This window comes from Streptomyces kronopolitis (assembly GCF_014646275.1).
Lineage (GTDB): Bacteria > Actinomycetota > Actinomycetes > Streptomycetales > Streptomycetaceae > Streptomyces > Streptomyces kronopolitis.
In genome coordinates this window covers 304,194-330,363 of record NZ_BMND01000002.1, presented here as the reverse complement: position 1 = coordinate 330,363, position 26,170 = coordinate 304,194, and the positions used below count along the sequence as shown (strand labels likewise).

At 73.5% G+C, this 26,170-nt stretch carries 23 protein-coding genes and 1 pseudogene; 12 read left to right on the top strand and 12 right to left on the bottom strand.

Features of this window, described 5'->3' with window-relative positions:
- Positions 1 to 97 precede the first annotated feature (97 nt).
- From IEY78_RS03305 to IEY78_RS03295, 3 genes are all read right to left on the bottom strand, one after another.
- Entirely contained in the window at positions 98 to 949 is an 852-nt protein-coding gene (locus tag IEY78_RS03305) for a dienelactone hydrolase family protein (protein ID WP_189095988.1), read from the bottom strand.
- A 178-nt stretch (positions 950 to 1,127) separates the two neighbouring features.
- Entirely contained in the window at positions 1,128 to 2,051 is a 924-nt protein-coding gene (gene bla / locus IEY78_RS03300) for a class A beta-lactamase (protein WP_189095987.1), read from the bottom strand.
- Between the two features lie 140 nt (positions 2,052 to 2,191).
- Positions 2,192 to 3,646, bottom strand: a complete 1,455-nt coding sequence (locus IEY78_RS03295; protein ID WP_189095986.1) for a penicillin-binding transpeptidase domain-containing protein — start codon at positions 3,644 to 3,646, stop codon at positions 2,192 to 2,194.
- A gap of 214 nt (positions 3,647 to 3,860) precedes the next feature.
- Between IEY78_RS03295 and IEY78_RS03290 the strand changes: the two genes are divergently transcribed.
- On the top strand, positions 3,861 to 4,820 hold the full coding sequence (locus IEY78_RS03290; protein WP_189095985.1) for a LysR family transcriptional regulator: 960 nt from the start codon (positions 3,861 to 3,863) through the stop codon (positions 4,818 to 4,820).
- A complete protein-coding gene (locus tag IEY78_RS03285) occupies positions 4,817 to 5,713 on the top strand; it encodes a serine hydrolase (protein ID WP_189095984.1) in 897 nt (298 codons plus the stop codon). The genes IEY78_RS03290 and IEY78_RS03285 overlap by 4 nt, the downstream gene beginning before the upstream one ends.
- A 78-nt stretch (positions 5,714 to 5,791) precedes the next feature.
- On the opposite strand, the gene IEY78_RS03280 is transcribed toward IEY78_RS03285, so the two are convergent.
- Positions 5,792 to 6,289: a DUF3841 domain-containing protein gene (locus tag IEY78_RS03280; RefSeq protein ID WP_189095983.1), complete on the bottom strand. Its 498-nt coding sequence runs from the start codon at positions 6,287 to 6,289 to the stop codon at positions 5,792 to 5,794.
- Positions 6,290 to 6,742: 453 nt separating this feature from the next.
- On the opposite strand from IEY78_RS03280, the gene IEY78_RS03275 reads away from it, so the two are divergent.
- A complete protein-coding gene (locus tag IEY78_RS03275) occupies positions 6,743 to 7,393 on the top strand; it encodes a DNA polymerase ligase N-terminal domain-containing protein (RefSeq protein ID WP_189096192.1) in 651 nt (216 codons plus the stop codon).
- Positions 7,394 to 7,453: 60 nt separating this feature from the next.
- Here IEY78_RS03275 and IEY78_RS03270 read toward each other — a convergent pair whose 3' ends face one another.
- From IEY78_RS03270 to IEY78_RS03255, 4 genes are all read right to left on the bottom strand, one after another.
- Positions 7,454 to 9,028, bottom strand: a complete 1,575-nt coding sequence (locus IEY78_RS03270) for a hypothetical protein (RefSeq protein ID WP_189095982.1) — start codon at positions 9,026 to 9,028, stop codon at positions 7,454 to 7,456.
- A gap of 140 nt (positions 9,029 to 9,168) precedes the next feature.
- The gene (locus IEY78_RS03265) at positions 9,169 to 9,909 is read right to left on the bottom strand and encodes an MgtC/SapB family protein (protein WP_189095981.1); all 741 of its coding nucleotides are present in this window, start codon (positions 9,907 to 9,909) and stop codon (positions 9,169 to 9,171) included.
- Between the two features lie 97 nt (positions 9,910 to 10,006).
- Entirely contained in the window at positions 10,007 to 10,468 is a 462-nt protein-coding gene (locus IEY78_RS03260; protein ID WP_189095980.1) for a universal stress protein, read from the bottom strand.
- A gap of 469 nt (positions 10,469 to 10,937) precedes the next feature.
- Positions 10,938 to 11,693 carry an alpha/beta fold hydrolase gene (locus IEY78_RS03255; protein ID WP_189095979.1) on the bottom strand — a complete coding sequence of 252 codons (756 nt, stop codon included), beginning with the start codon at positions 11,691 to 11,693 and terminating at the stop codon, positions 10,938 to 10,940.
- A 430-nt stretch (positions 11,694 to 12,123) separates the two neighbouring features.
- Here IEY78_RS03255 and IEY78_RS03250 point away from each other — a divergent pair, with 430 nt between their 5' ends.
- The 6 genes from IEY78_RS03250 to IEY78_RS03225 all read left to right on the top strand — a co-directional run bounded on the left by IEY78_RS03250 (position 12,124) and on the right by IEY78_RS03225 (position 22,096).
- Positions 12,124 to 14,211 (top strand): SpoIIE family protein phosphatase, encoded by a 2,088-nt coding sequence (locus IEY78_RS03250; RefSeq protein ID WP_189095978.1) that lies wholly within the window; start codon positions 12,124 to 12,126, stop codon positions 14,209 to 14,211.
- 40 nt (positions 14,212 to 14,251) lie between these two features.
- Positions 14,252 to 15,220, top strand: coding sequence for a cyclase family protein (locus IEY78_RS03245; protein ID WP_189095977.1), 969 nt, complete (start codon positions 14,252 to 14,254; stop codon positions 15,218 to 15,220).
- A 138-nt stretch (positions 15,221 to 15,358) separates the two neighbouring features.
- Positions 15,359 to 18,199 carry a SpoIIE family protein phosphatase gene (locus IEY78_RS03240; RefSeq protein ID WP_189095976.1) on the top strand — a complete coding sequence of 947 codons (2,841 nt, stop codon included), beginning with the start codon at positions 15,359 to 15,361 and terminating at the stop codon, positions 18,197 to 18,199.
- A gap of 131 nt (positions 18,200 to 18,330) precedes the next feature.
- On the top strand, positions 18,331 to 19,866 hold the full coding sequence (locus tag IEY78_RS03235) for a sugar ABC transporter ATP-binding protein (RefSeq protein ID WP_189095975.1): 1,536 nt from the start codon (positions 18,331 to 18,333) through the stop codon (positions 19,864 to 19,866).
- Positions 19,863 to 20,903, top strand: coding sequence for an ABC transporter permease (locus tag IEY78_RS03230; protein WP_189095974.1), 1,041 nt, complete (start codon positions 19,863 to 19,865; stop codon positions 20,901 to 20,903). Before IEY78_RS03235 ends, IEY78_RS03230 begins: the two co-directional genes overlap by 4 nt.
- 35 nt (positions 20,904 to 20,938) lie before the next feature.
- The gene (locus IEY78_RS03225; protein WP_373294050.1) at positions 20,939 to 22,096 is read left to right on the top strand and encodes a substrate-binding domain-containing protein; all 1,158 of its coding nucleotides are present in this window, start codon (positions 20,939 to 20,941) and stop codon (positions 22,094 to 22,096) included.
- Positions 22,097 to 22,129: 33 nt separating this feature from the next.
- On the opposite strand, the gene IEY78_RS03220 is transcribed toward IEY78_RS03225, so the two are convergent.
- Positions 22,130 to 22,834 (bottom strand): LysR family transcriptional regulator substrate-binding protein, encoded by a 705-nt coding sequence (locus IEY78_RS03220; RefSeq protein WP_506417101.1) that lies wholly within the window; start codon positions 22,832 to 22,834, stop codon positions 22,130 to 22,132.
- Between the two features lie 18 nt (positions 22,835 to 22,852).
- A pseudogene (locus IEY78_RS34145) lies at positions 22,853 to 23,068 on the bottom strand (helix-turn-helix domain-containing protein); the annotation flags it as partial.
- Between the two features lie 161 nt (positions 23,069 to 23,229).
- On the opposite strand from IEY78_RS34145, the gene IEY78_RS03215 reads away from it, so the two are divergent.
- The 3 genes from IEY78_RS03215 (at position 23,230) to IEY78_RS03205 (ending at position 24,245) form a co-directional block, all read left to right on the top strand.
- Positions 23,230 to 23,649, top strand: coding sequence for a tautomerase family protein (locus IEY78_RS03215; protein WP_189095972.1), 420 nt, complete (start codon positions 23,230 to 23,232; stop codon positions 23,647 to 23,649).
- 165 nt (positions 23,650 to 23,814) lie between these two features.
- Positions 23,815 to 23,982: a hypothetical protein gene (locus IEY78_RS03210; RefSeq protein ID WP_189095971.1), complete on the top strand. Its 168-nt coding sequence runs from the start codon at positions 23,815 to 23,817 to the stop codon at positions 23,980 to 23,982.
- A complete protein-coding gene (locus tag IEY78_RS03205) occupies positions 23,979 to 24,245 on the top strand; it encodes a DUF4190 domain-containing protein (protein ID WP_189095970.1) in 267 nt (88 codons plus the stop codon). Before IEY78_RS03210 ends, IEY78_RS03205 begins: the two co-directional genes overlap by 4 nt.
- Before the next feature lie 43 nt (positions 24,246 to 24,288).
- On the opposite strand, the gene IEY78_RS03200 is transcribed toward IEY78_RS03205, so the two are convergent.
- Both IEY78_RS03200 and IEY78_RS03195 read right to left on the bottom strand, forming a co-directional pair.
- The gene (locus tag IEY78_RS03200) at positions 24,289 to 25,218 is read right to left on the bottom strand and encodes a trypsin-like serine peptidase (protein ID WP_229699672.1); all 930 of its coding nucleotides are present in this window, start codon (positions 25,216 to 25,218) and stop codon (positions 24,289 to 24,291) included.
- 60 nt (positions 25,219 to 25,278) lie between these two features.
- Complete coding sequence (locus IEY78_RS03195; RefSeq protein ID WP_189095969.1) at positions 25,279 to 26,013, bottom strand: S1 family peptidase; 735 nt, start codon at positions 26,011 to 26,013, stop codon at positions 25,279 to 25,281.
- Between the last annotated feature and the right edge of the window lie 157 nt (positions 26,014 to 26,170).

Sequence of the window (26,170 nt, the reverse complement as noted above, 5' to 3'; positions counted from 1 at the left end):
GTTGTGCGTGTGGGGCGGCCCCCGGCGCCGGGTGTCCAGGACGGGGCCGCGGGGCGCCCGACGTCACGTGCCCTTCCCCTCTCAGGCCTCCCCCGTCTCAGGCCTCCCCCGCCACCGCCGTCTCGTCCTGACGGTCGAGCAGCCGGGTGCGGAGGAGGTCGAGCACCCCGTCCAGGGCCGCGCGGGTCGGCTGGCCGGGTGCGTCGATGAGGTGCTCGGTCAGCACGGAGTGCGGTGGCAGGACGGCATCGGGGTGCGCGGCGGCGTCGTCCAGTTCGACGGCGGTGAACGCCGCGCCGAGTGTGCGGCGCAGAAAGGCGAAGCGGTCGCCCGGCACCAACCGGTCGCCGCGGAACCGCAGCCCCATGACCTGGAGCCCCTCCCGCTCGCAGCGGCCCCGGACGGCGGCGAGGTCCGCGGCGGAGATGTCGATGACGGCGGACCGGCGCCGGGTGAGGGCCAGCGGCAGGGACGGCTGGGACAGGACGGGGGCGAGCAGGCGCTCGTCGGCCGCCATGGCCAGGGCGAAGCCGCCGGTCAGGCACATGCCGACGGCGCCGACGCCGGGACCGCCGCAGCGCTCGTGCTCGTCCGCGGCCAGGGCCCGCAGCCAGGTCACCACGGGAGAGGTCCGTCCGGTGGCCAGGACGGTGAACTCCCGGCTGACGCACACCTTTGCCATCGACGCGGCCGTGTAGAGCGCGGAGTTCAGCCGGCCGTGGGCCGTGGGGTGGGCGTCGCGGCCGGGGGTGCCGAAGAGCACCGGGAGGACCGCGGTGCAGCCGAGGTCGGCCACGCGCGCCGCGAACTCCAGCACCTTGGGGGTGATCCCCGGTATCTCCGCCATCACGATCACGGCGGGTCCGGTGCCGCGACGCAGGAGGCGGCGGGTGGTGCCGTCATGGGTGAAGGTGCCGCGGTCGAACCCGGTCAGGTCGTGATCTGCCATGGAGTGCCGCCGTCCTGGTCGATTACGGGGAGGCCGGGCCCCCTCGCAGAGGTGCGGAGGGGGCCCGGCCGGATCCATACGGCATCGTAGGGACAGGGCGGCGGCGAAGCGGGTGGAGGGCGCGTTTTCGCCAACACGCCGCCGATGAGCTGGTGTTGGGGGCGGCGCGCCCTCCGGGTCAGGACAGTGCCGAGGCCAGGAGTGCGGCCGTCTTGGCGACCAGCGGGTTGTCGGCGGCCGCGTCGCGCGTGCGCTTCGCCGTCAGGACGGCCAGGACGATCGGTGCGCGGGCGGGCCGGCGGACCAGGCCCGCGTCGTGGTTGGTGCCGTACTCGCCGCCCGCCGTCTTGTCCGCGACGGTCCAGTCGGACGGCAGGCCGGCCCGGAACTTCTCCCCGCCGGTGGTCGTGGCCAGCATCCACTCGGTGAGCTGCTTGCGGTCGCGGGGGGCCAGCGCGGTGCCGAGGGTGAGGCGCTGGTAGGTCTGCCCGATGGCGCGGGGGCTGGTGGTGTCGGTGACGCGCGAGGGTTCGGCGGAGTTGAGGTCGGGCTCGTAGCGGTCGAGCCGGGTGACGCGGTCCCCGGTCGAGCGGCAGAAGCGGGTGATCGCGTGCGGTCCGCCCAGTTCGCGCAGGAGGAGGTTGCCGGCCGCGTTGTCGCTGTAGGAGACCGCGGCGGAGCACAGGGCCGCGACCGTCATGCCGTGCGCGAGGTTCTCGGGCTTGCCGGTGATCGGTGTGTAGCCCGCGTCGCCGACGTCCTTCGCGGTGTACCGCAGGCGCTTGGCCAGGAACTCGCCGTGCCGGTCGAGATCGCGCAGGACGGCCGCGGCGGCGAGCGTCTTGAAGAGTGAGCACATGGGGAAGCGTTCGTCGGCGCGATAGCGCACGCTGCGGCCGGTGGCGGTGTCGTGGGCGAACACCCCCAGGCGGGCGGAGTGCTGCCGTTCGAGGTCCGCGAGGCGGCGCGAGAGCTGGTCCGTCCGCGGCGTCGCCGCCTGGGCGCCGGCGCTCAGGGGCGTGGCGACGGCCAGTACGGCTCCGGCACCCAGGGTGAGCACGGTACGCCGAGAGGTGTTCGATCCTGTGGCGAGCACAGTCATGTCCTCCTGAAATCAAGGTACTTCGGTTCACAAACCTGCCTGAACGGGGTGGCCGGCCGGTGTTGCCCGCGGAACGGGGCGGTGCCGGCGGGCTGTTCCGGGGAGTGCGGGTGGGCCCCGGCACCTCCGCCGGTGGTGGGTCACTGGAGCGCCGCCTTCATCATCGCGGTGGCGACGGGGCCGGCCAGGCTGCTGCCGGAGACCTCGGCGCGCGCCGCGTCGGCCTGCTGGACGATGGAGGCGACGGCGACCTTGTGGCCCTGGGAGTTCTTCGCGTAGGAGACGAACCAGGCGTAGGGGGTGCCGCTGTTGTTCACGCCGTTCTGCGCGGTGCCGGTCTTCGCGCCGACCGTGAGCCCGGGTATCTGCGCGCCGGTGCCCGTTCCGGACTTGACGACGGTCTGCATGGCGGACTGGAGCGAGCGGGCGACGGCGGGGGTGACGGGCTTGCTGTATTCCGTGGGTGGGAAGTCCTGGATGCTGTTGCCGCTGCCGTCGGTCAGCTTGTCGACCGTCATCGGCTTCATCAGGGTCCCGTCGTTGGCGATGGCGGAGGTGACCATCGCCATCTGCAGCGGGGTGGCCAGGTCGTCGTACTGCCCGATGCCCGACATGGCTTCGCTGGCCCGGTCCATGCCGGTCGGGTAGACGCTCTTCCCGGCGCGCACGGGGATGTCCAGCTTGTCGGTGTTGAAGCCGAACTTCTCCGCCATCTGCTGGATCTTGTCCTGGCCGACGGTGTTGGCGACCTTCCCGAAGACGTTGTTGCAGGAGTACTGGAGCGCCACGCGCAGGGTGGCGTCCTTGCAGGGGGCGTTGGGGTCCTCGTTCGGCAGCGAGATGCTGGTGCCGGGCAGCGGGTAGGGGCTGTCCGCGTCCGTGCGGGTGTCGATGTCGGGGTAGGTGCCGGGCGCGTCGGTCAGGGCCGCGGCTGCCACCACGAGCTTGAACGGGGAGCCGGGGGCCAGGGACTGCCGCATGGCGCGGTTGACGTTGGGCTTGTTCTTGTCCTTCTCCAGCTTTTCCCAGGCGGCCTGGTCGGCGGGGGCCGAGCCGGCGAACGCCCCCGGGTCGTAGGACGGGGTCGAGACCACGGAGAGGACCTTGCCGGTGTCGGGGTCGAGGGCGACGGCGGCGCCGGACTTCCCCTTCAGCGCGGCGTATCCGGCCTTCTGCACCCGGGCGTCGACGGTGGTGCTGACGTCCCCCGCCTTGGGCCGCTTCTTCATGAGGGTGTCCGCGGGCTTGGCCAGCCGGGGGTCGCTGCCGTCCAGGACCTTGCTGTAGACGCCCTCCAGCTGGGTGCTCCCGTAGATCTGGGAGGAGAAGCCGGTGATCGGTGCGTAGAGCGGTCCGTCGGTGTAGGTGCGCTTGTACGCCAGGTTCCTGCCGGTCTTCGCGGAGCCGGTCACCGGGGCGCCGTCGACGAGGATGTTGCCCAGCGGCTGGGAGTAGCGGGCGAGGGCCACGCGCGGGTTGTGCGGGTCGGACGCGTAGGTGTCCGCCCGGAAGAACTGGATCCAGGTGGCCCGCCCCATCACGGCGAGGACCAGCGCCAGGAAGCAGACCGCGACCCGGCGCAGCGGCTTGTTCATGCCGGCGCGCGGCTTGGGCGCCGTGGGCCGCTGCCGTCGTGCGCCTCGTCTGCGCCGGGACCACGGCCGCCGGGGCGGCGAGGGCCGCGCCGCGGCCGGGTCCCGGGGCGAATCGGAAGATGCGGACATGCCCCGAGAACAGCACCGAAGAGCCGTTCATGTCCAAGATGCAGATCGTGCACGTATTCATTAGCTTTTGATATTCTTGCTGCTCATGGACCTCCTCGGGCATCTCCGGTGCTTTGTGGCTGTTGCGGAAGAATCACATTTCGGCCGTGCGGCAGCCCGCCTGGGCATGGGCCAGCCGCCGCTGTCGCAGCGCATCCAGCGGCTGGAGCGCGAACTGGGCATCCGGCTCTTCGAGCGCTCCAGCCGGCAGGTGACGATCACCCATGGCGGCGCCCTGCTGCTGGCGGAGGCCCGCGAGATCCTCAGCCGCTCCGAAACGCTCCTGGCCACCGCCCGGCGGATCCGCGACGGGGAGAGCGGGCTGCTGCGCGCCGCGCTCCCGCCCGACATCTCCGGCGAGACCATCGCCGCGCTGCTGGCGGACTTCGGGGAGCGCCAGGCCGGCACGGAGCTGGAGCTGCACGAGCTGACCACCGCCCAGCAGCTCGAACGCTTCGGGGCGGGGCGGCTCGACGTGGGACTCGTGCACCATCCCTGCGATGTGTCCGGGCTGGAGATCGGCCCCCTGCTGCGGCGCGAACTCGGCGTGCTGCTGCGGCACGACCACCCCGCCGCCCGGCTGACCGACGTGCCGCTGGCCGCCCTGGCCGGCCACGACCTGGTCCTCTTCCCGCGCGGCGACGCCCCCGCGCTGCACGACGAGCTGCTGACCACCTGCGCCCGCAACGGCTACACCCCGCCCACCGTCCGCCACGGCCGGAGCCCCAGCTTCATCCGCGGCCTGATCCTCTCCTCCCAGGCCGTCTCCTTCAGCCCGTGGGACACCCAGCCCGCGCCGCCGCACCCGCAGATCATCTGGCGTCATCTGGCCGACGCCCCGCTGGCCTGGCGGCACTCGGTCGCCTGGCGCCAGGGGCAGCGTGACGCCGCGGTCGACGCCTTCGCCGAAGCGGTCGCCCGGGCCCTGGGCGGCACTGGCACAGTGGGCCCGGACCAGCCCCTGCCCCCTCTCCACCTACGCCCCACAGCGGAGTACTGGCTATGACCCGCACCCAGCAGCAGATCCGGACCGCCTTCGCGGACGCAGCCGTCACGGGCTGGCTGCACGCCTGCGACATCGACTCCGGCGCGGAGGTCGGTCTGCATCCGGACCGTCCGGTGGTCACGGCCAGCGTCCACAAGCTCTGCCTGCTCGTCGCCCTCCACCAGCGCGCCGCACAGGGCGACTTCGACCTCACCGAGCAGATCGAGGTGCCGCCCACCGGCCGCACCTTCGGACTCACGGGCCTGGGGGCCATGCTCGATCCCGTGCGGATGTCCCTGCGCGACGCCGCCTATCTGATGATGAGCGTCAGCGACAACATCGCCGCCGACCTGCTGCTGGAACGCGTCGGCCTCGACGCCGTCAACCGCACCACCGCGCAGCTCGGCCTCTCCCACACCCTGGCCATCCACACCTTCCGCCAGCTCCTCGACACCCTCAAGAAGGACGCCGGGCCCAACGGCCCCCGGGCGCTGAACGATCCACACACCCTCACCCGGCTCACCGCGCTCGACCCCGCCCGCACCAACCGCAGCACCCCGCGGGACATGACCCGGCTGCTGGCGCACATCTGGCGGGACGAGGCCGGCACCCCCGACCACGGCGCGGCCATCCGCCGGCTGCTCGGCCTCCAGGTCTGGCCGCACCGCCTCGCCTCCGGCTTCCCGTTCGACGATGTGCACGTCGCGGGCAAGACCGGCAGCCTTCCCACCCTGCGCAACGAAGTCGGTGTCGTCGAATACCCCGACGGCGGGCGCTACGCGGTCGCCGTCTTCACCCGGGCGGCCAACACCGCCGCCACCCTCCCCGCGGCCGACGCGGTCATCGGCACCGCGGCCCGCATCGCCGTCGACGCCCTCCGGGCGGCGGGCACGGGGCGGCGCGCGGGCGCGTAGGGCGGGTGGAGCGCCCGGGGCGGGTGCAGCGCGTAGGGCGCGGGTCCTCCGGGCCGCCTCGGGGGACGTGCGGCCGGTTCATTCGTCGGGAGGCCACAGCGGTTCGATCGGGCGGCTGCCGCGCACCCAGGAGCGGTGCAGCAGCGGCAGGCACGCCTGCACCCGGACCTGCTCCGGGTCGTTCTCCTCCTCCGGCGTTATGGCCCAGTCCATGACCGGTGACCGCTCCCCGTCGAGGTACCCGCACAACAGGTCGTTCCAGGCGGAGTACGAGCTGCGCAGCACCTGCGCGTCCGGCACCTCCAGATCCAGGACGACGACGCCCGCGGCGAACTGCACGTCGCTGAGCAGCAGGCGGGCGGTCACCGCCACCCGGCTGTCCTGGGTGTCCGGTTCGGGCCACGCCCACACCGGGGGCCGGCCCGCACAGTCGACCCCCCGGCGCGCCATCTCGGCGGCCATCACCCGGTAGGCGGGGCGCCATGCCGCGGGCACGAGGTCCCAGTCACCGACCAGCCGCCCGGTCCGCTCCAGCACCCCGACGACGTCCTGGTGCTGCGCCGTCCACAACCGCATGTGCTCTCCCCCGCTTTGCCACGGTCCTCGCTCCGCTCTGCGCCGCCACGGTCCTTCCTCCCGGCGCGGAACGGCGCATGCCCCGGCCCGTCGGCAACGCCGCCGCGGGCGGGACTTCTTGCACGGTCCACGAGGGAAGCGGCAGAGGCCCGCTGCGGACGAGGATCCGGTCAGTGCCGTGCACAAGACACTACGAGTGCGGGAGGCGGCTGCCATCAGCCCGTCGGCTGATCCTCGTGGCGTCTCGGTGCACCCGGCGAACGATCTCCGCTACGCCTACGGGTGGCAGCGGCTGCCACCGAAGCGGGTCCCGTGGTGGCGCGGCGGGGCGCGCCGCGAGGGGGCCCGTGCGCATGGGCGCGGCGCGCCTCCAGGAGGCCGGTGCGCATGCGGCGGCGCCCGTCGCGGGCCACAGTGAGAAGGGTGGGCACGGAACGGAAGGCGGGCGGGCGCATGGGCGACGACGGGCTGACAGGGTACCGCGGCAAGCGGCGTTTCGACCGCACTGCCGAGCCGCGGGGCGAGCAGGCGGCCGCCGGCGACGCCCCCTGCTTCGTCGTGCAGATCCATGAGGCGAGCACCCTGCACTTCGACTTCCGGCTGGAGGTCGACGGGGTGCTGAAGTCCTGGTCCGTCCCCAAGGGGCCGTCCGCCGATCCGCACGACAAGCGGCTCGCGATGCCGACGGAGGACCATCCGCTCGAGTACCGCACCTTCGAGGGCGTCATCCCGCGGGGCGAATACGGCGGGGGCACCGTCATCGTCTGGGACCAGGGCACCTATCGGCCGCTGCCGAGGAAGAAGAAGGGCCGCACCCTCTCCTTCCTCCAGTCCCCGGAAGAAGGCTACGCCTCCTTCTGGCTGGACGGTCGCAAGCTCCGTGGCGGCTACGCCCTCACCCGGTTCCGCGGCGGCAAGGACTCCGGGGAACGGGAGGCCTGGCTACTGGTGAAGGAGAAGGACGAACGGGCCGGGCGCGGCGGCACCCCCGACCCCTGGCGGGCCCGGTCGGTCCGCAGCGGACGCACCCTCAAGCGGGTGGCCGCCGAGGAGAGCACGGAGGAGAGCGCGGAGGAGGACGAGAAGGAGGACGAGGAGTCCTGACGGCCGGGCGTGCGGACGCCCCGTCGCCGCGGTGGTGGTCGTGGCGCCCGGCCCGTTGCTTCAGCGCAGTTCCAGGCCGAGTTCCTTGTGCAGCACGGCGGCCTGCTCGGGGGTGGCGAACGCGAAGTAGCTGTCGTAGGAGCTGTACTTGAGGCGCACGAACCGGACGTGGTGGAAGCGGCGTCCGTCGTCGCCGGGGCCGGGGTCGGGGTCGGCGTGGCCGATGAGTTCCATGATCGCCAGGTGGTCGAGGTAGTCCTCCGACGCGTGCTCGGTCGGCTGGGTCACCTGGACGCCGTTGCGGGCGAACTCCAGGACCTCGCCGTGCTCCTCGTCCGCCCGCAGCCGGACATCGGTGAAGCTGACCGCGCCGCCGGTGAGCGCCGCGGCCTCGCTCAGCAGGGCCGCATAGCTCTCCTCCAGATCGTCGACGTCGTCGCCGTGGGCCGATATCGCCACCCCGAACGCTGCGAGGGCGTCGGGCACTTCATGGGGCGGCAGCTGTACATGGGCGAAGTCGGCGTACTCCGCGAGGACGCGCGCGGCCTTCTGCGGAGAGACCATGCCCATCCGCTGGAGGAGCGCCCCCACGTGCGCGTACGAGGACGACCGGAACCAGAACAGCACGTCCCGCAGGCTCTCCTGGTGCGCCGTGGGCGCTCCGTCGGGTGCCGCAGGCGCTCCGTCCGCCTCCTCCGGGAGGTACAGCTCGCGCAGGCACCCCAGGGGGACCGCGGCGCCACCGAGCCGCTTGTCCGGCTGGTCCACGAACGGTACGCCGGTCCACGCGCTCTCCCGCGACCCCGGGCGCCCGGGCCCGGCGTCCGGCTCGAAGGGGACGTACTGCCACACGGCCCCCTTGTTCCGCCGGATCACCTCGCCCAGATACCAGCAGGCACCTTGCACGAACGGCTCGGCGCGGGCGGCGTCGAACTCCTCGACGGTGGCGAACCGCCGCCGCACCGCGGCTTCCAGCCCGTCCAAGGTGTCCGGGTGGAAATTCCACCGCCACGCCCCCTCGAACGCCTCCCGGGCCCACTCGGGGAGCGCCGCCTCCCGCTCGGCCAGCCACGCCGTCAGCACCGGATGCTCCGGCAGCGGTGCGCCGGGGTCGACATGCGGGGTGTGCTCCTTGACCGGCTCCCACTCCGCGGCCGTATGCCGGCGCGCCGTCACGGCCTGCCGCAGGCGGGCGATCTCCTCGGCGAACGCGGTCCCGGTGCGGACGCGCAGCGCATACGAGATCAGCAGCATCGGTGCGACGGGCGAGAGCGCCAGCTCCGGGTCCGGCCGGACGACCGGCTGCCCCGGGCGGTCGCCGAGCGGCCGGGTGTGCCAGGCCCAGGCGCCACCGGCGGTGCCGAGCAGGACCTCGCCGAGATAGGCCGCCGCGCCGTCCAGGAACTCCGTGCGCCGCGCGGGGTCCCGGCCCGCCTCGGCGCGCTCCAGCAGGCACGCCTCCAGAGCCGGCAGCGACTCGGGGGTGAAGTCGAAGGGGAAGCTCTCGGGAAGGAGCACCTTCTCCAGGAGCAGCAGGTGGTACGGCAGTTCGCCGGTCCACTTCTCCAGCAGCTGCCGCGGGGAGTGGTCGGGGTGGGCGTGCGGGGCGTTCTCCGGCGGTGTTTCGGGGGCCATGCGAGCACTGTAGGCGGGCCCACTGACAGCGGCCCGCGCGGCGGCCGTCGCGCGGGCCGGAAGCTGAACTTCCGTGCCAGCAACTGTAGTTGAAGCCTGATGTCGATAGCCGCCAACGGGCCACCGGCACGTCGGCATACTCATTCCGGGCTGTCGCCCTGCCGTCCCAGCGCCACCCCCTGCACCCCCGACAGCTCGGACACCCTCTCGACCAGGAGGTACGGGGAGGAGGTCCCCTCCAGGCGGAGCAGCACCTCGGCCGGGGCCTCCGTCGCGTCCGTGCCGCCCGTCACCTGGACGGTGGTGACCCGGAAGCCGCTGCCGGTGCAGGTCTCCAGCACCCGCCCGAGTGCTCCGTGCCGCGAGAGGTAGCTGATGCGCAGCTCGACGCGGGCGAAGGACGGCCGTGCGGAGGTCCGCGCCGTGAGCTTGGGGAAGCCGCGGATGACGAGGAAGTGCACGGCCGTCGCGCCGATCGCCAGCAGGGGCAGGCTGCCTCCGCAGGCCATGCCGATGGCGCAGGTCAGCCAGACGGTGGCGGCCGTCGTCAGGCCGCGGACCGCGTCCTTCCTGACGAAGATCAGGCCGCCGCCGATGAAGCCGATGCCCGAGACGACCTGCGCGGCCACCCGGGACGGGTCGAGCACCACCCCGTCCATGCCCAGCACCGACCCGAAGCCGTGGATCGACACCTCCATGAACAGCGCGCTGCCCACGCCGACGAGGGTATGGGTCCGCAGTCCCGCGCTCTGCTGCCGGGCCTGGCGCTCCAGACCGATCAGGGAGGACAGCAGCAGGGCCAGGGCCAGTTCGCTGAACTGGCGCAGGCCCTGCCCGCTGCCGACATCGAACAGCGCGGTGGAGAGGTACGAGAAAGACATATCGGGGATTATCGCCCTGCTGTCCAGCCACCCGGAATCTCACGGTCCGTCAGCGGTGGTTGCCGCCGGCGGTGCGCGCCGGCCACCCGCCGCCGCCCTATCCGCGCCGGCTCTCCTCGCTCACCACGACGACCGGACACGGTGCGTGCCGGGCGAAGCGACGGCTCAGGGAGCTGCGCAGCCCGCCGAGGACCCCGCGCCGGCGGCTGCCCACCACCAGCAACGAAGCGTCCCGCGCGGCCTCTTGGAGCACCCCGGACGGCGTGCCGTACGCCACCGTGGCGGCGACCGGCGGGGCGTCGTACGCGCCCACGACCTCGCTGACCGCGCCGTCCAGCGTCTCCCCCGCCCACACCTTCATGTCGGTCGCGAGGTGCTGCGGTGCGTCGATCCAGCCGATCGAGCCGTACATCGGCGGGTACTCCCAGGCCATCACCGCGTTGACCGTGGTGTGTTCCCGCTCCGCCTGGCGCACCGCCCAGTGCAGGGCTTCCTTGGACGATTCCGAGCCGTCGACCCCGACGACGATGCACTCGTTCCCTTCGGTCCTGCCGTTCATGGTCACCTCCGCATCAGGGCGCGCCCGGAGGGTTCTCCCGGCTCGCCGGTGTGTCGGCCGTGCTGCCTCTCTCCCCTCCTCGGACGTGCCCGGGGGTGTCGGCGCCCAGGGGTGGTGAGCGCCCGGTGCACCGGAGCCGGAGGGCTCCGCGCGCCGACCCGTGAAGGGGCGGAGCGCGGTGCGCCCGCACGCCGAGAAACGACGGCCTGAAAGGGGCGAGGAGGCGGTCCGCTGCCTCGCGGGCCGGGCTGCGCGGTGCACGGTCTCGCCGCTGTTCCGCGCCGCCACTGTGCTCCTCGTCACTTTCAGTAGAGCGCACCAGGCCGCCCCTAACCACGTCCGATCGGCCCGACCCCGGGGGCGGGCGGACCCGGTCGCGGGCCGGGACGATGTACCCCTCCCCGGGGCACTTCGTCCCGTCCCCGAGAGGTGCTCGCAACTCCCGGCCCTGTCCCCCACGGGTTTTCCCCTACGCGGACGGATGCCCGTCCCGGTGCGGCCCGGCCGGCGGGCCCTCGGCGATGCGCACCAGGAGGTCCGCCGTGGCCTGCGGGTCGGCGAGCATCATGTCGTGGCCGCAGTGCAGGTCGTAGGTCTCCCAGCCGGCGGCCAGCGCCTGCTCGTGAAAGCGCGTCAGGCTCTCCAGGGGCGGGTCGGTGTGCCGCACATAGACCGTGCGGATCCGGTCGAGGGCCCCGGGGTCGTAGGCGACCGGGTCCGTCTGACAACGGAACGGGAAGTCGGTCAGGCGCGGCCCGGCCCAGGCCCGCAGGCCGGGGTCGGTGACACCCCACAGGTCGAGGAACGCCGGGCTCGCCGGGAGCCGCCAGCCGTCCCCGGCGGCCACCTCCCGGCGGTAGCGGGCGGCGGTCGCGGCGGGTTCGACGTCCAGCAGCGACTGCCCGGGGCCGGCGAGGAAGGAGCCGAGGAACACCACACCGGCCAGCCGTTCGCCGGCCCGCTGCGCCAGTGGTCCGGCGAGGATCCCGGCGTAGCTGTGCAGCACCAGATGCACCTCGCGCAGATCCTCGAACCAGAGCAGCTCGGTGAGATCGGCGACATGCGTCTCGACCCCGACGTCAGGGGTGAGCGACCCGCGGCGCTCTCCCTGCCCGGTGAGGGTCGGGGTGAACACCAGGTGCCCCGCCCGCTGGAGCCGCGCACGCACCTCGCGCCAGGCCCAGCCGCCGTGCATCGCTCCGTGCACGAGGACGAATGTCGCCATGCCTCAGCGCCTCTCCGTCAGCGGCCCCACGCACCGGAGGTACGGCATGCGCCGGATGCGGCGGACGCACCGCGCGGGGCATCTCCCGCGATTGTGGCACCGGGCTCCGTGCCGGAGGGCACGGGAGCACGCTGCGCGGGGGGGGCGGCGTGGTGCACAGCAGCCAACCCGTGCGGGAGCGCCCGCGCACCGCGACCGGGACCCCTCGCCGGGGGCGAAAGCGCTGGTCCCGGCCGGACGGAGGTGCGGTCGGACGATCCAGGGGACCATGGAAGCCGGGGCAGCCGCCGGGCCGGAGCGGGCACGAGCCGGCTCCGCGGACCGGCCGCCGAACGGAGCGGGGAAGGCCCGTCATCAGGCGGAACGGCAGGCCCCGTGGTCGGGTGGACGGGAAGGGCCCCGTGGTCCGGCGGACGGAAGGAGTGCCGGGGTGAGCGCAGCCGAGGTGCCTTCCGCTGCCGCCGGCGGACCGGAGGCCGGGTCGTCGCAGCCGAGCGGGCTGATGGACCTCCTCGCCGTCGCCGCGGTGCTGGTGGACGACGAGGGCCGGATCGTGCTGTGGAGCCCGCAGGCCGAGGAGCTGTACGGCTACTCCCCGGAGGAGGCGCTCGGGGAGTACGCGGCGCCGCTGCTCATCCACCAGGAGCACTGGGACCTGGTGATCAAGAAGTTCGCCGACGTCATGGAGACCGGCAGGAGCTGGGGCGGCACCTTCCCCGTCCGGCACAAGGACGGCGCCGCACGGCTGGTGGAGCTGCGCACCATGCGGCTGACGGACGACCACGGCGAGTTCTACGCACTCGGGCTCGCCACCGACTCCCCGACGCTCCGCGAGGTGGAGCGCGATGTCGCGCTGTCCACCCGGCTGATCTCCCAGTCCCCCATCGGCCTGGCGATCCTCGACACCGAGCTGCGCTATGTCGCCGTCAACCCCGCCATGGAGCGGATGCACGGCATCCCCGCGAAGGACCACCTCGGCCGGCACTACCGCGAGATCATGACCGCCGCGAAGTTCGAGGTGCCCGAGGCCGCGATGCAGCAGGTCCTGGAGACCGGCGTCCCCATGGTCGACCAGGCCACCGTCGTCGGCCGGACGCCCTCCGACCCGGAGCACAAGCACGCCTGGTCGATCTCGTTGTACCGGCTGGAGGACCCCCAGGGGCGGGTGCTCGGGGTGGCCGACCTGGTGGTGGATGTGACCGACCGCTACCAGGCGGCCATGGAGGCCGCCGAGGCCCGGCGGCGGCTGGCCCTGATCGCGGACGGCTCGGCACGCATCGGCACCACCCTGGAGGTCGGGCAGACCGCCCGGGAGCTGGTCGAGGTCACCGTGCCCGAGCTGGCGGACCTGGGCACGGTCGATGTGCTGGACTCCGTCCTGGGCGAGCACCGCCCCAGCCGCGGCGAGGGCCCTGCGCTCTTCCGCGCCCTGGCGGTGAAGGCCGCCTACCCCACCGAGGCCCTCCAGGCGGTCGACCCGCCCGGCCGGACCGCCGCCTACGAGGCCGGCCGGCTGGCCACCGAGTGCGTGCGCACCGGCCGCCCGATCCTGGTCTCCCACGCGGACCGCGACGACCTGGCCCGTATCGCCCGCAGCGACCGCGCCGCGGCCCTGCTGGCCGGCGCCGGAGTGCACTCCTACCTGCTGGCCCCGCTCATCGCCCGCGGCCACATCCTCGGCTGCCTGGGACTCAGCCGCGCCGGCAACCCGCAGCCCTTCGACGCGGACGACCTGGCCCTCGCCGCCGAGCTGGCCTCCCGCGCCGCCGTGTGCATCGACAACGCCCGCTCGCACCAGAGCGTGCGCAACGCCGCCGAGACCCTCCAGCGCAGCCTGCTCCCCGACCACCCGCCGCACCTCCCCGGCCTGGAGATCGCCTCCCGGTACCGGCCCGCGCAGGCCACCTACGAGATCGGCGGCGACTGGTACGACGTCCTCCCGCTGGAGGGCGACAAGACGGCGCTCGTGGTGGGTGACGTGATGGGCAGCGGTATCGACGCGGCCGCCACGATGGGCCGGCTGCGCACCGCCACCAGCGCCTTCTCCGATCTGGATCTCGACCCGGCCGATGTCCTCCAGCACCTCGACAAGATCACCTCGGGGCTGGAGCACTACATCGCCACCTGCGTCCACGCGGTCTACGACCCGCACCGCGGCGAGTGCCACATCGCCACCGCCGGCCATCTGCCCCCGGTCCTGGTACGCCATGGCGGCCACCCCGTCCTCCTGGACCTCCCCACCGGCACCCCGCTCGGCGTCGGCGGCGTCCCCTTCGAGACCGTCACCTTCGGCCTCGCCCCCGGCGACCAGCTGGTGCTGTACACCGACGGGCTGGTCGAGACCCGCCACCACCCCATCGACGAACGCCTGGAGACCCTGCGCGGCCTGCTGGACGCGCCCGACCGCCCCCTGGAGGAGACCTGCGACCGGCTGCTGGCCGCGCTGCGGCGGCCGGACGACCCCGATGACGTGGCGCTGCTCATCGCCCGCGTCCGGCCCTTCGACCCCGGCGCGTAGCGCGGCCGGGCGGCCCGTCCCCCTTGGAGGCGCCGATCAGATGACCCGCCACCTCAGCGATGCGCCGACGCCCCCGCCGGGCGGTGCGGACAACGGGCCCGCCGTCTCGCGCGCGGAGTTCGACGCGCTGTTCGCGGCGGTCCGCTCCTGGGGCCGCTGGTCCGCCGCCGACCGCGGCGCCTGGAACCGGGTGACCCCGGAGCGGGTACGGCGGGCCACCGCGCTCGTCCGCTCCGGAACGGTGGTCCCGATGGCGCGCCCGTGGGACACCTCCCCCGGCCCGGACAACGCCCGGCCCGCCCTGCACCACATGTCCGACCCCGGCGACGCGGAGCCCGGCGAGCCCGCCGTCCACAAGGACTTCATCGGCGCCGACTACCACGGCAAGGCGGTCAGCCACCTGGACGCGCTGTGCCACGTCGCCTACCGCGGGCAGCTCTTCGACGGCCGCCCGGCACGGGAGTGTGTCGACGCGGCGGGTGCCCGCTTCGGCGCGGTGTCGGCGCTGGGCGCCCTGGTGACCCGGGGTGTGCTGCTCGACCTGCCCGCCGTACTGGGCTGCCGCTGGCTGGCGCCGGGGCAGGCGGTGCACGCCGAGGACCTGGCGGCCGCCGAGCGGGCACTGGGCGTGACCCTCGGCGAGGGCGACGCGGTGCTGCTGCGGTCCGGCGGCCTGCGCCGCCGCCGCGAGGAGGGCGCCTGGGACCTCGATGCGGCGAGCGCGGGGCTGCATGTGGACGCCATGCCGCTGCTTGCCGAGCGCGGGATCGCGCTGCTGGGCGGCGACGGCGACAGCGATGTGCGGCCCTCGCCCGTCGACGGCCTGCACTCGCCGGTGCACGCGCTCGCCCTCGCCGCGATGGGAGTGCCGCTCCTGGACAACCTCGACCTCGAAGCGCTCGCCGCCGCCTGCGCCGCGGAGGGGCGCTACGCGTTCCTCTTCATGGTGGCCCCGCTGCACATCCCCGGCGGCACGGGCTCGCCCGTCACCCCCCTCGCGGTGCTGTGACGGCCCCGCTGCCCCTTCTGGCCCCCGCTCTCCGTCACGACCGATAAATGTACAAAGCTCTACAATTGGGGGCGTGGTGCCGCCGCCCCCACGTACGGGCGGCCATGGCAGCACGTATCGATCGGGCAGGTGATCGGGATGGGGCTGGTGGCAGGCGACCTCGGCCCCGCACGCGCCCGTGAGCGGTTCCTGCACGGCGGTCCGGTCCCGGAGGGCGTGCGCGGCCCGATCCTCGATTCCTGGCAGCGCTCCCGGTCCCTGGGGCTCTCGCCGGACGGCTGCGAGCTTCCCTACCGCCAGGACATCGATCTGGACGGCCGGCTGGTCCGCGCCGCCGGCCCGGTGCTGGACCGGCTCCAGGCCAGGTTCGCGGGCCGGAACATGAATGTGTGCCTCGCCGACGGGCACGGGGCGGTGCTGCAACGCCGCTTCGGTGAGGCCTCGCTGGTCAGGCGGCTGGCCGCGATCCAGAGCGTGCCGGGCTTCGTGTTCGCCGAGCAGTTCGCCGGGACCAACGGCATCGGCCTGGCGCTGGCGGAGCGGCAGCTGATCAACGTCTACGGCGCCGAGCACTTCGCCGAACGCTCGCAGGCCAACGCCTGCGCGGCCATTCCCGTCCGGGACCCGCTCAGCGGGCGCATCGAGGGCGTGCTGTGCTTCGGCTATCCGCCCGCCGACGCGGACGCGGACCTGAACACCGTGATCAGCCGGGCGGCCGGCGCCATCGAACAACGGCTGCTGACCCAGAGTTCACTGCGCGAACGGGCCCTGCTCCAGGCCTACTTGGACGCCCGCGGCCGCGCGGCGGCCGGTGCGGCGACGGACAACGGCGAGCCGGCCGGGACCGGGCTGGACTGGCGGGACGAGTTGATGCTCAAGGAGCGGGCCGCCGATCTGATCGCCTCGGGCCAGCGCGCCGCCGTCGAGGTCACGCTCCCCGGCGGCCGCCGGATCACCCTGCTGAGCCGCCCGGTGACCAGCCCCTCCGGGGTGGCGGGCTTCGTCATCGAGGCGGTGCTGCCCGGGCCGCACGCGCACCTCGCCGTCCTCACCGACGTGGGCACCCCGCCCGGTGGCCCGGCGGCGGAGGCCCGCCCCCTCACCCCGCCGCCGCCCGGACACGGTGCCGGCGCCGCCCCCGGCCGCCCGGTCGCGACGGCCGGCGCGCCGAGCACCGCCGGATCCACCGGACCGGCTCCCGGCGCCGCGGCCGGCCCGGTGGTGCTGATCGGTGAGCCGGGGGTGGGTTCGTACGCCGTGGCCGCCCGGCGCCGGCTGGAGCTGCTGTCCGAGGCCAGCACCCGGATCGGCACCGCCCTGGATGTGAGCCGCACCGCCCGGGAACTCGCCGAGATGGCCGTCCCGCGGCTGGCCGACTACGTCACCATCGACCTCCCCGAGGCGGTGCTGCGCGGCGAGGAGCCGACCGACCTGCGGACCGGCCTGCACCGCACCGTCGTGCACGGCATCCACTCGGACCACCCCTTCTACCCGGCCGGTGAACCGGTAGCCCTCCTGCCGACGACGCCGCAGATCCGCTGCCTGACCAACCGTCAGCCCGTCCTCGAAGCCGACCTGACGGCCGCCACGGACTGGATCGCCCAGGACGCCCCGCACGCCCGGCACATCCTCGGCCACGGCATCCACTCCCTGATCGCCGTCCCGCTCCTCGCCCGCGGCATCGCGCTGGGCATCGCCAGCTTCTACCGCGCGCAGGACCCCGCCCCGTTCGGCGACGACGACCGTTCGCTGGCCCAGGAGCTCGCCACCCGCGCCGCCATCTGCATCGACAACGCCCGCCGTTTCACCCGCGAACACACCATGGTCCTCGCCCTGCAGCACAGCCTGCTGCCGCAGCGCTTCCCCGAGCAGAGCGCCGTCGAGGTCGCCCACCGCTACCTGCCGGCCGCCTCCGGGGTCGGCGGCGACTGGTTCGACGTGATCCCCCTCTCGGGCACCCGCGTCGCCCTCGTCGTCGGCGACGTCGTCGGCCACGGACTGCACGCCGCCGCCACCATGGGCCGGCTGCGCACCGCCGCGCGCAACTTCGCCGAACTCGACCTGCCCCCGGACGAGGTCCTCACCCAGCTCGACAAGCTCGTGGCGCGCCTCGACCGGGACGAGGGCACCGAGGACCCCGCCGCCGACAGCCCCGGCATCATCGGCGCCAGCTGCCTGTACGCCATCTACGACCCCACCTCGCAGATGTGCGTGACGGCCCGCTCCGGCCACCCGCCGCCCGCGCTCGTCCACCCCGACGGCACCGTCAGCATCCCCGACCTGCCCGCCGGCCCGCCGCTGGGCCTGGGCGGCCTGCCCTTCGAGACCGCCGCCTTCCCGCTCCCCGAGGGCTCGCAGCTCGTGCTCTACACCGACGGGCTGCTCGCCGACCGCCACCGCGATGTCGACATGTCCCTGGACCGGCTCCGCCGTGCCCTGTCCCACCCGGCCCGCTCCCCCGAGGACACCTGTGAGGAGGTGGTCCGCACGGTGGTGCCGCCGCATCCCGACGACGACATCGCGCTGCTCGTCGCCCGCACCCGCGCGCTGGACCGCCGGCGGATCGCCACCTGGGACCTGCCCGCCGACCCGTCGCTGGTCTCCGGCATCCGTGCCGCGGTCACCCGCCAACTGGCCGCATGGGGGCTGGAGGAGGCCGTCTTCATCACCGAACTCCTGCTCAGCGAGCTGGTCACCAACGCCGTCCGCTACGGCACCGCCCCCCTCCAGGTCCGCCTGCTCCACGACCGCAACCTGATCTGCGAGGTGTCCGACGCCAGCAGCACCGCCCCGCACCTGCGCCATGCGGCCAGCACCGACGAGGGCGGCCGCGGGCTGTTCCTCGTCGCCCAGCTCGCCCAGGCGTGGGGCACCCGCTACACCCCCGGCGGCAAGGTCATCTGGGCCGAGTGCGCGCTGGAGGCCCCCGGCGGAAAGGGCGCCGCCGAGCGGTTTTTCGACGACATCCCGGCCCTCTGACGGCGGCTGCGGCGCCCACGCCACAACGGGCCGTACCATGACGGAATCCCACAGAGCGTCATGAAGGGTGCAGTGCGGCCCGGCCCGTCGGGCCCCAGGAAGAACCACGAGGCCGACCCCCGGAGAAGTCCGTGCACGACGCTCCCGACCGCAGCCCTCCCCCGCGCCCCGGCCCCGAGCCGCTCGTCCGCATCCGCGGCGTCGGCAAGCGGTTCGGCGGCACGCTCGCCCTGGACGCCGTCGACCTCGACATCCGGCCCGGCCGCGTCCTGGCCCTGCTCGGGCCCAACGGCGCGGGGAAATCCACCCTCATCAAGGTGCTCGCGGGCGTCCATCACGCCGACGCGGGCACGGTGACGGTCGCCGGGCACCCGCTCGGCACCGAAGCGGCCTCCCGCGCCATGTCGTTCATCCATCAGGACCTGGGGCTGGTCGAGTGGATGACGGTCGCCGAGAACATCGCCCTGGGCGCCGGATACCCGCGCCGCGCCGGCCTGGTGTCATGGCGCCGCACCCGCCGGCAGGCCACCGCCGCGCTGGGCATCGTCGCCGCGCATCTGGACCCGGACACGCCGCTGGCCGACCTGCCGCGCGCCGAACGCTCCCTGGTGGCCCTCGCCCGCGCGCTGTCCAGCCGGGCCGCGCTCCTCGTCCTCGACGAGCCGACCGCCAGCCTCCCGGCGGCGGACTGCGCCCGGCTCTTCGACGTGCTGCGCACCCTGCGCGACCAGGGCCACGCCCTCGTGCACGTCACCCACCGCATCGACGAGGTGTACCGGGTCGCCGACGACTTCGCCGTGCTGCGCGACGGCCGTCTGATCAGCGAGGGCCCGCTGCGCGGCTACGACCCGGCCCGCCTCGTGCACGACATCGTCGGCCGTCCCCCGGGCGGCCACCGGATCGCACCCGCCGCGGGCCCGGCCGTCCTGCGCCTCGACGGGGTGGGGACCGCGAACACCGCACCGGTCAGCCTGGAACTGCGCGCGGGGGAAATCCTCGGCATGGTGGGCCTCACCGGCGCCGGGCACAGGGAACTGGGCCGTGCCCTCGCCGGCGCCGGCCGCCTCCTCGGCGGGCGGGCCCTGCTCGACGGGCGGCCCTACGCGCCCGACACGGTCGCCGCCGCGGTCGCCGCCGGCGTCGGCCTGGTGACCAGCAACCGCCAGGAGGAGGGCTGCGCCGCCGAACTGACGGTGCGGGAGAACTTCCTGGCCAACCCCCGGGCGGGCGGCGGCCCGGCCGTCCACTGGATCCGCCCCCGCCGCGAGCGCGCCGCGGCGGCCGCCCTGATCGAGCGGTTCTCGGTGTCGCCCGGGGACACCGAGGCGCCGATCGCCACCCTCTCCGGAGGGAACCAGCAGAAGGTCATGATCGGCCGGTGGCTCGGGCGCGAGCGGCGGCTGCTGATCCTGGAGGAGCCGACCGCCGGGGTCGATGTCGGCGCCAAGGCCGCGCTCTACCGCCTGCTCCAGGAGGCGCTGGCCGACGGCCTCGCGGTCCTGCTGCTGTCCACCGACTTCGAGGAGGTCGCCCAGGTGTGCCACCGGGCCCTGGTCTTCGTCCGCGGGGACGTGACCGTGCAGCTGAGCGGCGAGGCGCTGACCGCCGCCGCACTCGCCCGCGCCTCCTCGGCCATGACCGCGCTCACCGGGACGAGGAGACAATGACGCGCTCGCCCCGTCCCCCGCTGGGCCGCCGGTGGGGTCACCTCCTCGGCGCCTACGGCCTGCTGGCCCTCACCGTGCTGCTGTTCCTCGCCTTCTCGCTGGCGCTGCCGGACACCTTTCCCACCCTGGACAACATCTCCGAGGTGCTGTCCAACGAGTCGATCCCCGCCGTCCTCGCGCTCGGCGCGATGATCCCCATCGTCACCGCGAAGTTCGACCTGTCCATCGGCTACGGACTGGGCCTCGCGCACGTCATGACGATGCGGCTGATCGCGGAGGAAGGGTGGCCCTGGCCGCTCGCCTGCCTCGTGGTGGTGCTCGGCGGGGCGGTCGTCGGCGTCTTCAACGGGGTCGTCGTCGAATTCGCGCGGATCGACTCCTTCATCGCCACCCTCGGCACCGGCAGCATCCTCTACGCCGTCACCGGCTGGCTCACCAACGGGTCCCGGATCGTCCCCGGCCCGCAGGGCCTGCCGGCCGGCTTCACCGACCTCTACGACTCCCGGTTCCTCGGCCTGCCGGTCTCCGCGTTCTACGTCCTGGCCCTCACCGCCGTCCTGTGGCTCCTCCTGGAGCGGCTGCCCCTCGGCCGGTACCTGTACGTCATCGGCTCCAACCCCCGCGCCGCCGAACTCGTGGGCATCCCCGTCCGGCGCTATGTCATCTACGCGTTCACCGGATCGGGCCTGGTCGTGGGCGTCGCCGGAGTCCTGCTGGCCGCGCAGCAGCGGATCGGCAACCCGAGCGTCGGACTGGACTACCTGCTGCCCGCCTTCGTCGGCGCGCTGCTCGGCTCCACCGCGATCAGACCCGGCCGCGCCAACGCCCTGGGCACCCTGGTCGCCGTCGTGATCCTCGCCGTCGGCCTGGCCGGCATCGGTCAGCTCGGCGCCCAGTTCTGGGTCACCCCGCTGTTCAACGGCGCCACGCTGCTGCTCGCCGTCGGCATGGCCGGGTACGCCGCGCGCCGTCAGCTGCGCCGGGGCCGCGCGGAACCCGTCCGGCCCCGCCACGACGCGCCGCAGGCCACCCCGTGACCGCCACCCGTGCCTCCCCTCCGCAAGGAGCGCCCGTGTCCGCGCACCGCGCCACCGCCCTCGGCGCCGCCGCCGTCCTGGCCGTGGCCGTGGCCGCCGCGGTCCTCACCGGCTGCGAGCGCGGCACCTCGGCCGGCGCCGGATCGTACGCGCCCGGACCGGTGCGGACGGGCTGCCCCGCCGTCCTGGCCAGGGCCCGGGCGACCGTGGAGCGGGCCATGACGACCGGCTCCACCTGGGACGGCCCCACCACCGGCCCCCGGGCGGTGCCCGACAAGCGGATCGTCTATGTCGCGCAGACCATGAACAACCCCGGTGTCGCGGGCGCCGCCGACGGCGTGCAGCAGGCCGCGCGGGCCATCGGCTGGCAGGTCAGGGTGATCGACGGCCAGGGCACCCCCGCGGGCATCCAGGCGGCCTTCAGCCAGGCCCTCGCCCTGCGGCCCTCGGGCATCGTCATCGGCGGCTTCGACCCGCATCTGACGTCGCAGCAGGTGGCGAAGGCGGGCGCCGCGCACATCCCGCTCGTCGGCTGGCACGCCGTCGACGCCCCCGGCCCGAGCCGGAACCCCGCGCTCTTCAGCAACGTCACCACCCGGGTCCAGGACGTCGCGCGGAGCAGCGCGGACTGGATCATCGTGCACTCGCACGGCCACGCCGGGGTGGTGGTGTTCACCGACGACTCGATCCCGTTCGCCAGGCACAAGTCCGAGCTGATCGAGAAGGAGCTGGCCACCTGCTCCGGCGTGCGGTTGCTGGCCGAGGAGAACATCCCGCTCGCGGACACCAGCAGCCGCACCCCCCAGGAGGTCTCCTCGCTGCTCTCCCGCTTCCGGGACGGCTGGACCCACTCCGCCGCCATCAACGACGTGTACTTCGCCGATGCCGCCCCGGCACTGCGCGCCGCACGCAGGAAGGGCCGCGGCACCCCCTTCAACATCGGCGCCGGCGACGGCGACCCGTCCGCCTTCCAGCGCATCAACGGCGGCCAGTTCCAGGCCGCCACCGTTCCCGAACCCTTCGCCCAGCAGGGCTGGCAGATCCTCGACGAGTTCAACCGTGCCTTCTCCGGCCGACCCGCCAGCGGCTATGTCGCCCCCGTGCACATCGCCACGGCCGCCAACAGCAAGGGCGCCACGACCTGGGACCCGCCGGGCTACCGCGCGGCGTACCTGCGGATCTGGGGGAGGTGAGCCGCCTCTCGCACCGTCCTGGGGAGCCGGGCGTCAGCGCGGCGGGCCCGGGTGCTCGCGCGCCACGGAGTCGACGAGGGCGCGCACCGCCGGCAGCCAGGGGCGGTCCCGCGGTCCGCACAGCACCAGCTCCCTGCTGTGGTGCGGGGTGACCGGCACCAGGACCAGATCATCAGGGACGACCGAACGGGAGACCTCGGGCAGGATCGAGACGCCGAGCCCGGCCTGGACCATGCTGAGCAGCGTGCCGAGGTCCCGCACGCGGTGGGCCGGGGTGTACTCCTCCCCCGCCAGCCGGTGGATGGTGCGGATGTGCCGCTCGCAGCCGTTCGGCGAGAGGACCAGCGGGTCGTCCGCGAGGTCCGCGACATGGACGCTCTCCTCCCCCGCCAAGGGGTGGTCCTGCGGGAGCAGGGCATGGAAGGGGTCGGTCACCAGCAGCGCGCCGCCGCGGCCGTCCCCGCGCACGGTGTCCGGCGGCGGATCGGCCACGATGGCGGCGTCCGCCGCCGCCCCGGCGAGCCAGGCCTCGGTCTCCTCGCCGCTCCCCTCGAACACCCTGACCTGGAGCGCGGGCAGCCGCTCGGACCACTCACGCAGCAGTGCGGGCAGCAGTCCCTGGCAGACCGTGGGGGTGGCGGCGAGCCGCACCGTGCCGCCCGACGTCGCCCGGTGCCGCGCCGCGACGTCAACCACCGCGTCCGCCCCCGCGAGCGCCGCCCGGGCATGGGACAACACCGCCTCCCCAAGCACCGTGCTACGTACAGGAGTTGAACGCACCAGCAGCACATCACCAAGCGCCCGCTCGAGCGCAGCCACCGCATGCGAAACCGCCGACTGACTAACCCCCAATTCCACCGCCGCCGCTCCAAAACCCCCCGCGTCGACCACCCCGACGAACGCCCGCAACTGCGTCAGATTCAACCCCACGCCCCCGCTCCCTCCCTCTCGTGCCCCGCCATGAGAGCACATGAAGCCACTCTCGACAGGACACCGAGCCCCTCCCACACCCTCCCTCCCACGGATGCCCATGAGGCCCTCTCATGCCCCCATCGACGCTCCTCGTTGGACCCATCGTCCCTGACCGGAGAAGCTCATGAGCATTCACTCCACTCCCGGAAAGGCACCGCCCCATGCCCTACATCCGAGTCACCGTCTCCGACCCTGACCTGCCCCCCGCCCGCCGCCACGCTCTCGCCGAGGGCCTCACGGACCTGGCCGTCTCCGCCCTCGGAAAGTCCGCGGCCCGCACCACGGTCCATGTCCACCCGGTCCCCGCCGACCACTTCTTCGTCGCCGGCCGCCCGGTCCACGAAGCCACCGGCGCACACGTGGAAGCGAGCATCACCGCGGGCACCAACAGCGCCGAGGAAAAAGCCCACTTCCTCACCGGCGCCTACGCCCTGCTACGGGAAACCCTGGGCATCCTCCCCCCGGTCGCCGGCGTAGCCCTCTACGAACTCCACCCCGAAAGCTACGGCTACAACGGCATCACCCAACTCGCCCACTACCGGGCCACGACCGGGGCGGCCGTCCCCCAGGAGTCGCCATGACGCCACCGCCACGCCTGATCCGTTGATGACGCGCACGGTATGACACCGGCGCCCATAGGTGGGCGTGAACCGGGTACCCGGTTCACGCAAGCCGCCGCAACGGAGCGGCAGGTGCCCGCCCGGGCCGGTTGCGGTATCGGCCGGCCTTCGCATGAAAGGCACAGCATGCTCTTTTTGGTCGTCTCCCTCTTCCTCTTCGGTGCGTTGCTCGGGACGGCGGGTCATGTCCCGGTGCCCGTCACGGTGCTGGGCGGGATCGCCATCACGGCCTGGCTCGCGGTGTTCTTCTGGCGGGAACGCCGCAAGAGCGGCATGAAGGGAGCCTCGCGATGACCTCGACCTGGATTCCGCTGAAGACCGGGCCCCGCCCGCAGGCCGACCGGATGGCCGTCGCCGCGTTCGTCTGCGGCCTGGTGGGGACCGTGGTCTTCAACGTCTTCTTCGGCCCCTGCGCCGTCCTGTTCGGCATCCTGGCACTGGCCCGCGGCACGATCCGCCGCCTGCGCGCCTGGCTGGGCATCGCCTTCGGCGTCCTCGACCTCGTCCTGCTCTTCGTCCTGACCTCGTCCGGCGGAACGGTCAGCTGGCACCTCTAGGGGTACCTCCAGATGCCACGCGGCGGAGCACCCACACCCCGCATCAGCCGTGCTGGGCCCGGTCGTACACCTTCTCGGCGGTGGTTCCCAGTACTTCTCCCTGCATCTGGGTCGGTGTCAGCGAGTCCAGTGAGCTGTTGACCGAGACCAGGGTGCCCTTGCCGGTGGGGGTGTGGAAGTCGGCCAGCCACGGGCCGCCGCTGGAGCCGCCGCTCATGTCGCAGGGGATGGCCTGCTGGGCGCTCTGCTTCTTCGCCGTACCGACGCAGCGCAGGAGTTCCTCGCCGAGCTGCGGGCGGGTGGCGGAGTAGCCGAAGGAGGAAATGGTGCCGCCGACGGGGCGGTTGAAGGCGATGTCCTGGCCGCCCACGACATCGGTGAGCTTGCGGCCGCTCCCGTCGGTGTCGACCACCAGCGTGGCCAGGTCGTCGGTGGAGTCGTTCTCCCAGGCGCGCGGGGTCATCGCGGTGCGGACCGCGAACGCGCCGTAGGGCAGCTTGCCCTTGCTGTAGCCGGGGGCGAACACCATCAGGATGTGGGTGTTGCCGGGAGAGGAACCCCGGCGGACACAGTGTGCGGCGGTCATCACGGCGGAGCGGTTGGCGCTCTTCACCGCCGTCGCCGTGCACCAGGTGTCGGCGCCGTTCGCGTTGACGAAGAAGAGCCGCCCGATCGTCTTCAACGCGGTGCCCTGCCACGGCTTGGCCCTCGGCCCGGTCGGCCCGAGGTCGACGGACTTCCCGACGGCCTTGATACGGGCGGGCGTCCAGTAGGCGAGTGATTCCCGGCGTTCCTTGGCCGTGTACGCCAGGACGGAGACCGGGTCGGCCGCGGCGGCTCGGGGCATCGAACCGGCCTTGGCCGTTGCCGTCGCCGGGAGGGGGACGGCGAGGGCGAGGGCCGTACCGGCCACGGCGAGTGCCATGGCCCGGCCACGAAGGCGCAGCAGCAAGGAAGTTGGGGTCTTGGGCATGGTGGGTGGTGTCTCCTCGGTGCCGATGGGGCCTTGCCGACGGGGCCTGGCCGACGCGCCCTAGTGGCGGGTGACGGAGCGGATCCAGGCGAGCTGCTGGGAGACCTCACCGGCCTGGGCGGTCGTCTCCCGGTCGGAGCCGTTGAAGACGCCGAGGAGGGTTTCGGTGCCGTGCGGGCCGATGCTCATCACCGGGCCGCCGGAATCGCCGCCGGCGGGAATCCCGGACACCTTTTCCATGCAGAAGTCCGGGCCGCCCGGGGCGGTGAAGCCCGCGCAGCGGGGATCGTCCGGCCGTACGACGCGCAGGTCGGACTGCTTGAGCACGGGAGACTGGCAGGTGTTCTCGTCCCCGGTGCAGGTGGCGCCCCACCCGTACTGCCGCACCACCTGGCCGAGGTGCACGCCGGCCGTGGCCAGGGGCGCCGTGCGGATGTTCATCGGCTGGACCTTGATGAGCATCATGTCGGAGTGCGCGCTTCCCGCGCGCTTGCCGGGGAGCGGGCGGACCGTGGTGCCCTTCCGCATGTCGAGGTTGCCGACCCGGAACGAGATCCGCTTGTCGGCGACCGGCTGCGCCTGCTCGTAGAAGCAGTGCGAGGCGCTGATGATCCACCGGTCGGTGACGGCGGTGCCGGTGCACGTCGGCTTGCCGTCGATGAGCATGCGCACCGCCCACGGGCCGTAGGTACTCTTCGAGCCGCCGATGACGGCGGAGGCCGGCGCGGACGACATCACCACACCGGTCAGCAGCAGTAACGCGGTCAACAGCAGCACACGCACGCGACGCACCATCCGGAACAGCTCCTCTCAACGGGCACCATCCGTACGAAGGAGGAGATGCCTCGCGGGGGCGAAAAGTTCCGAAGGGCGCGAACGAAACGTATCGGGGCCGTCGTTCGGCCGCTCGTCGTTCGCCCGGCCGGGGGTTCCGGCCGGGCGGCGGGCCCTG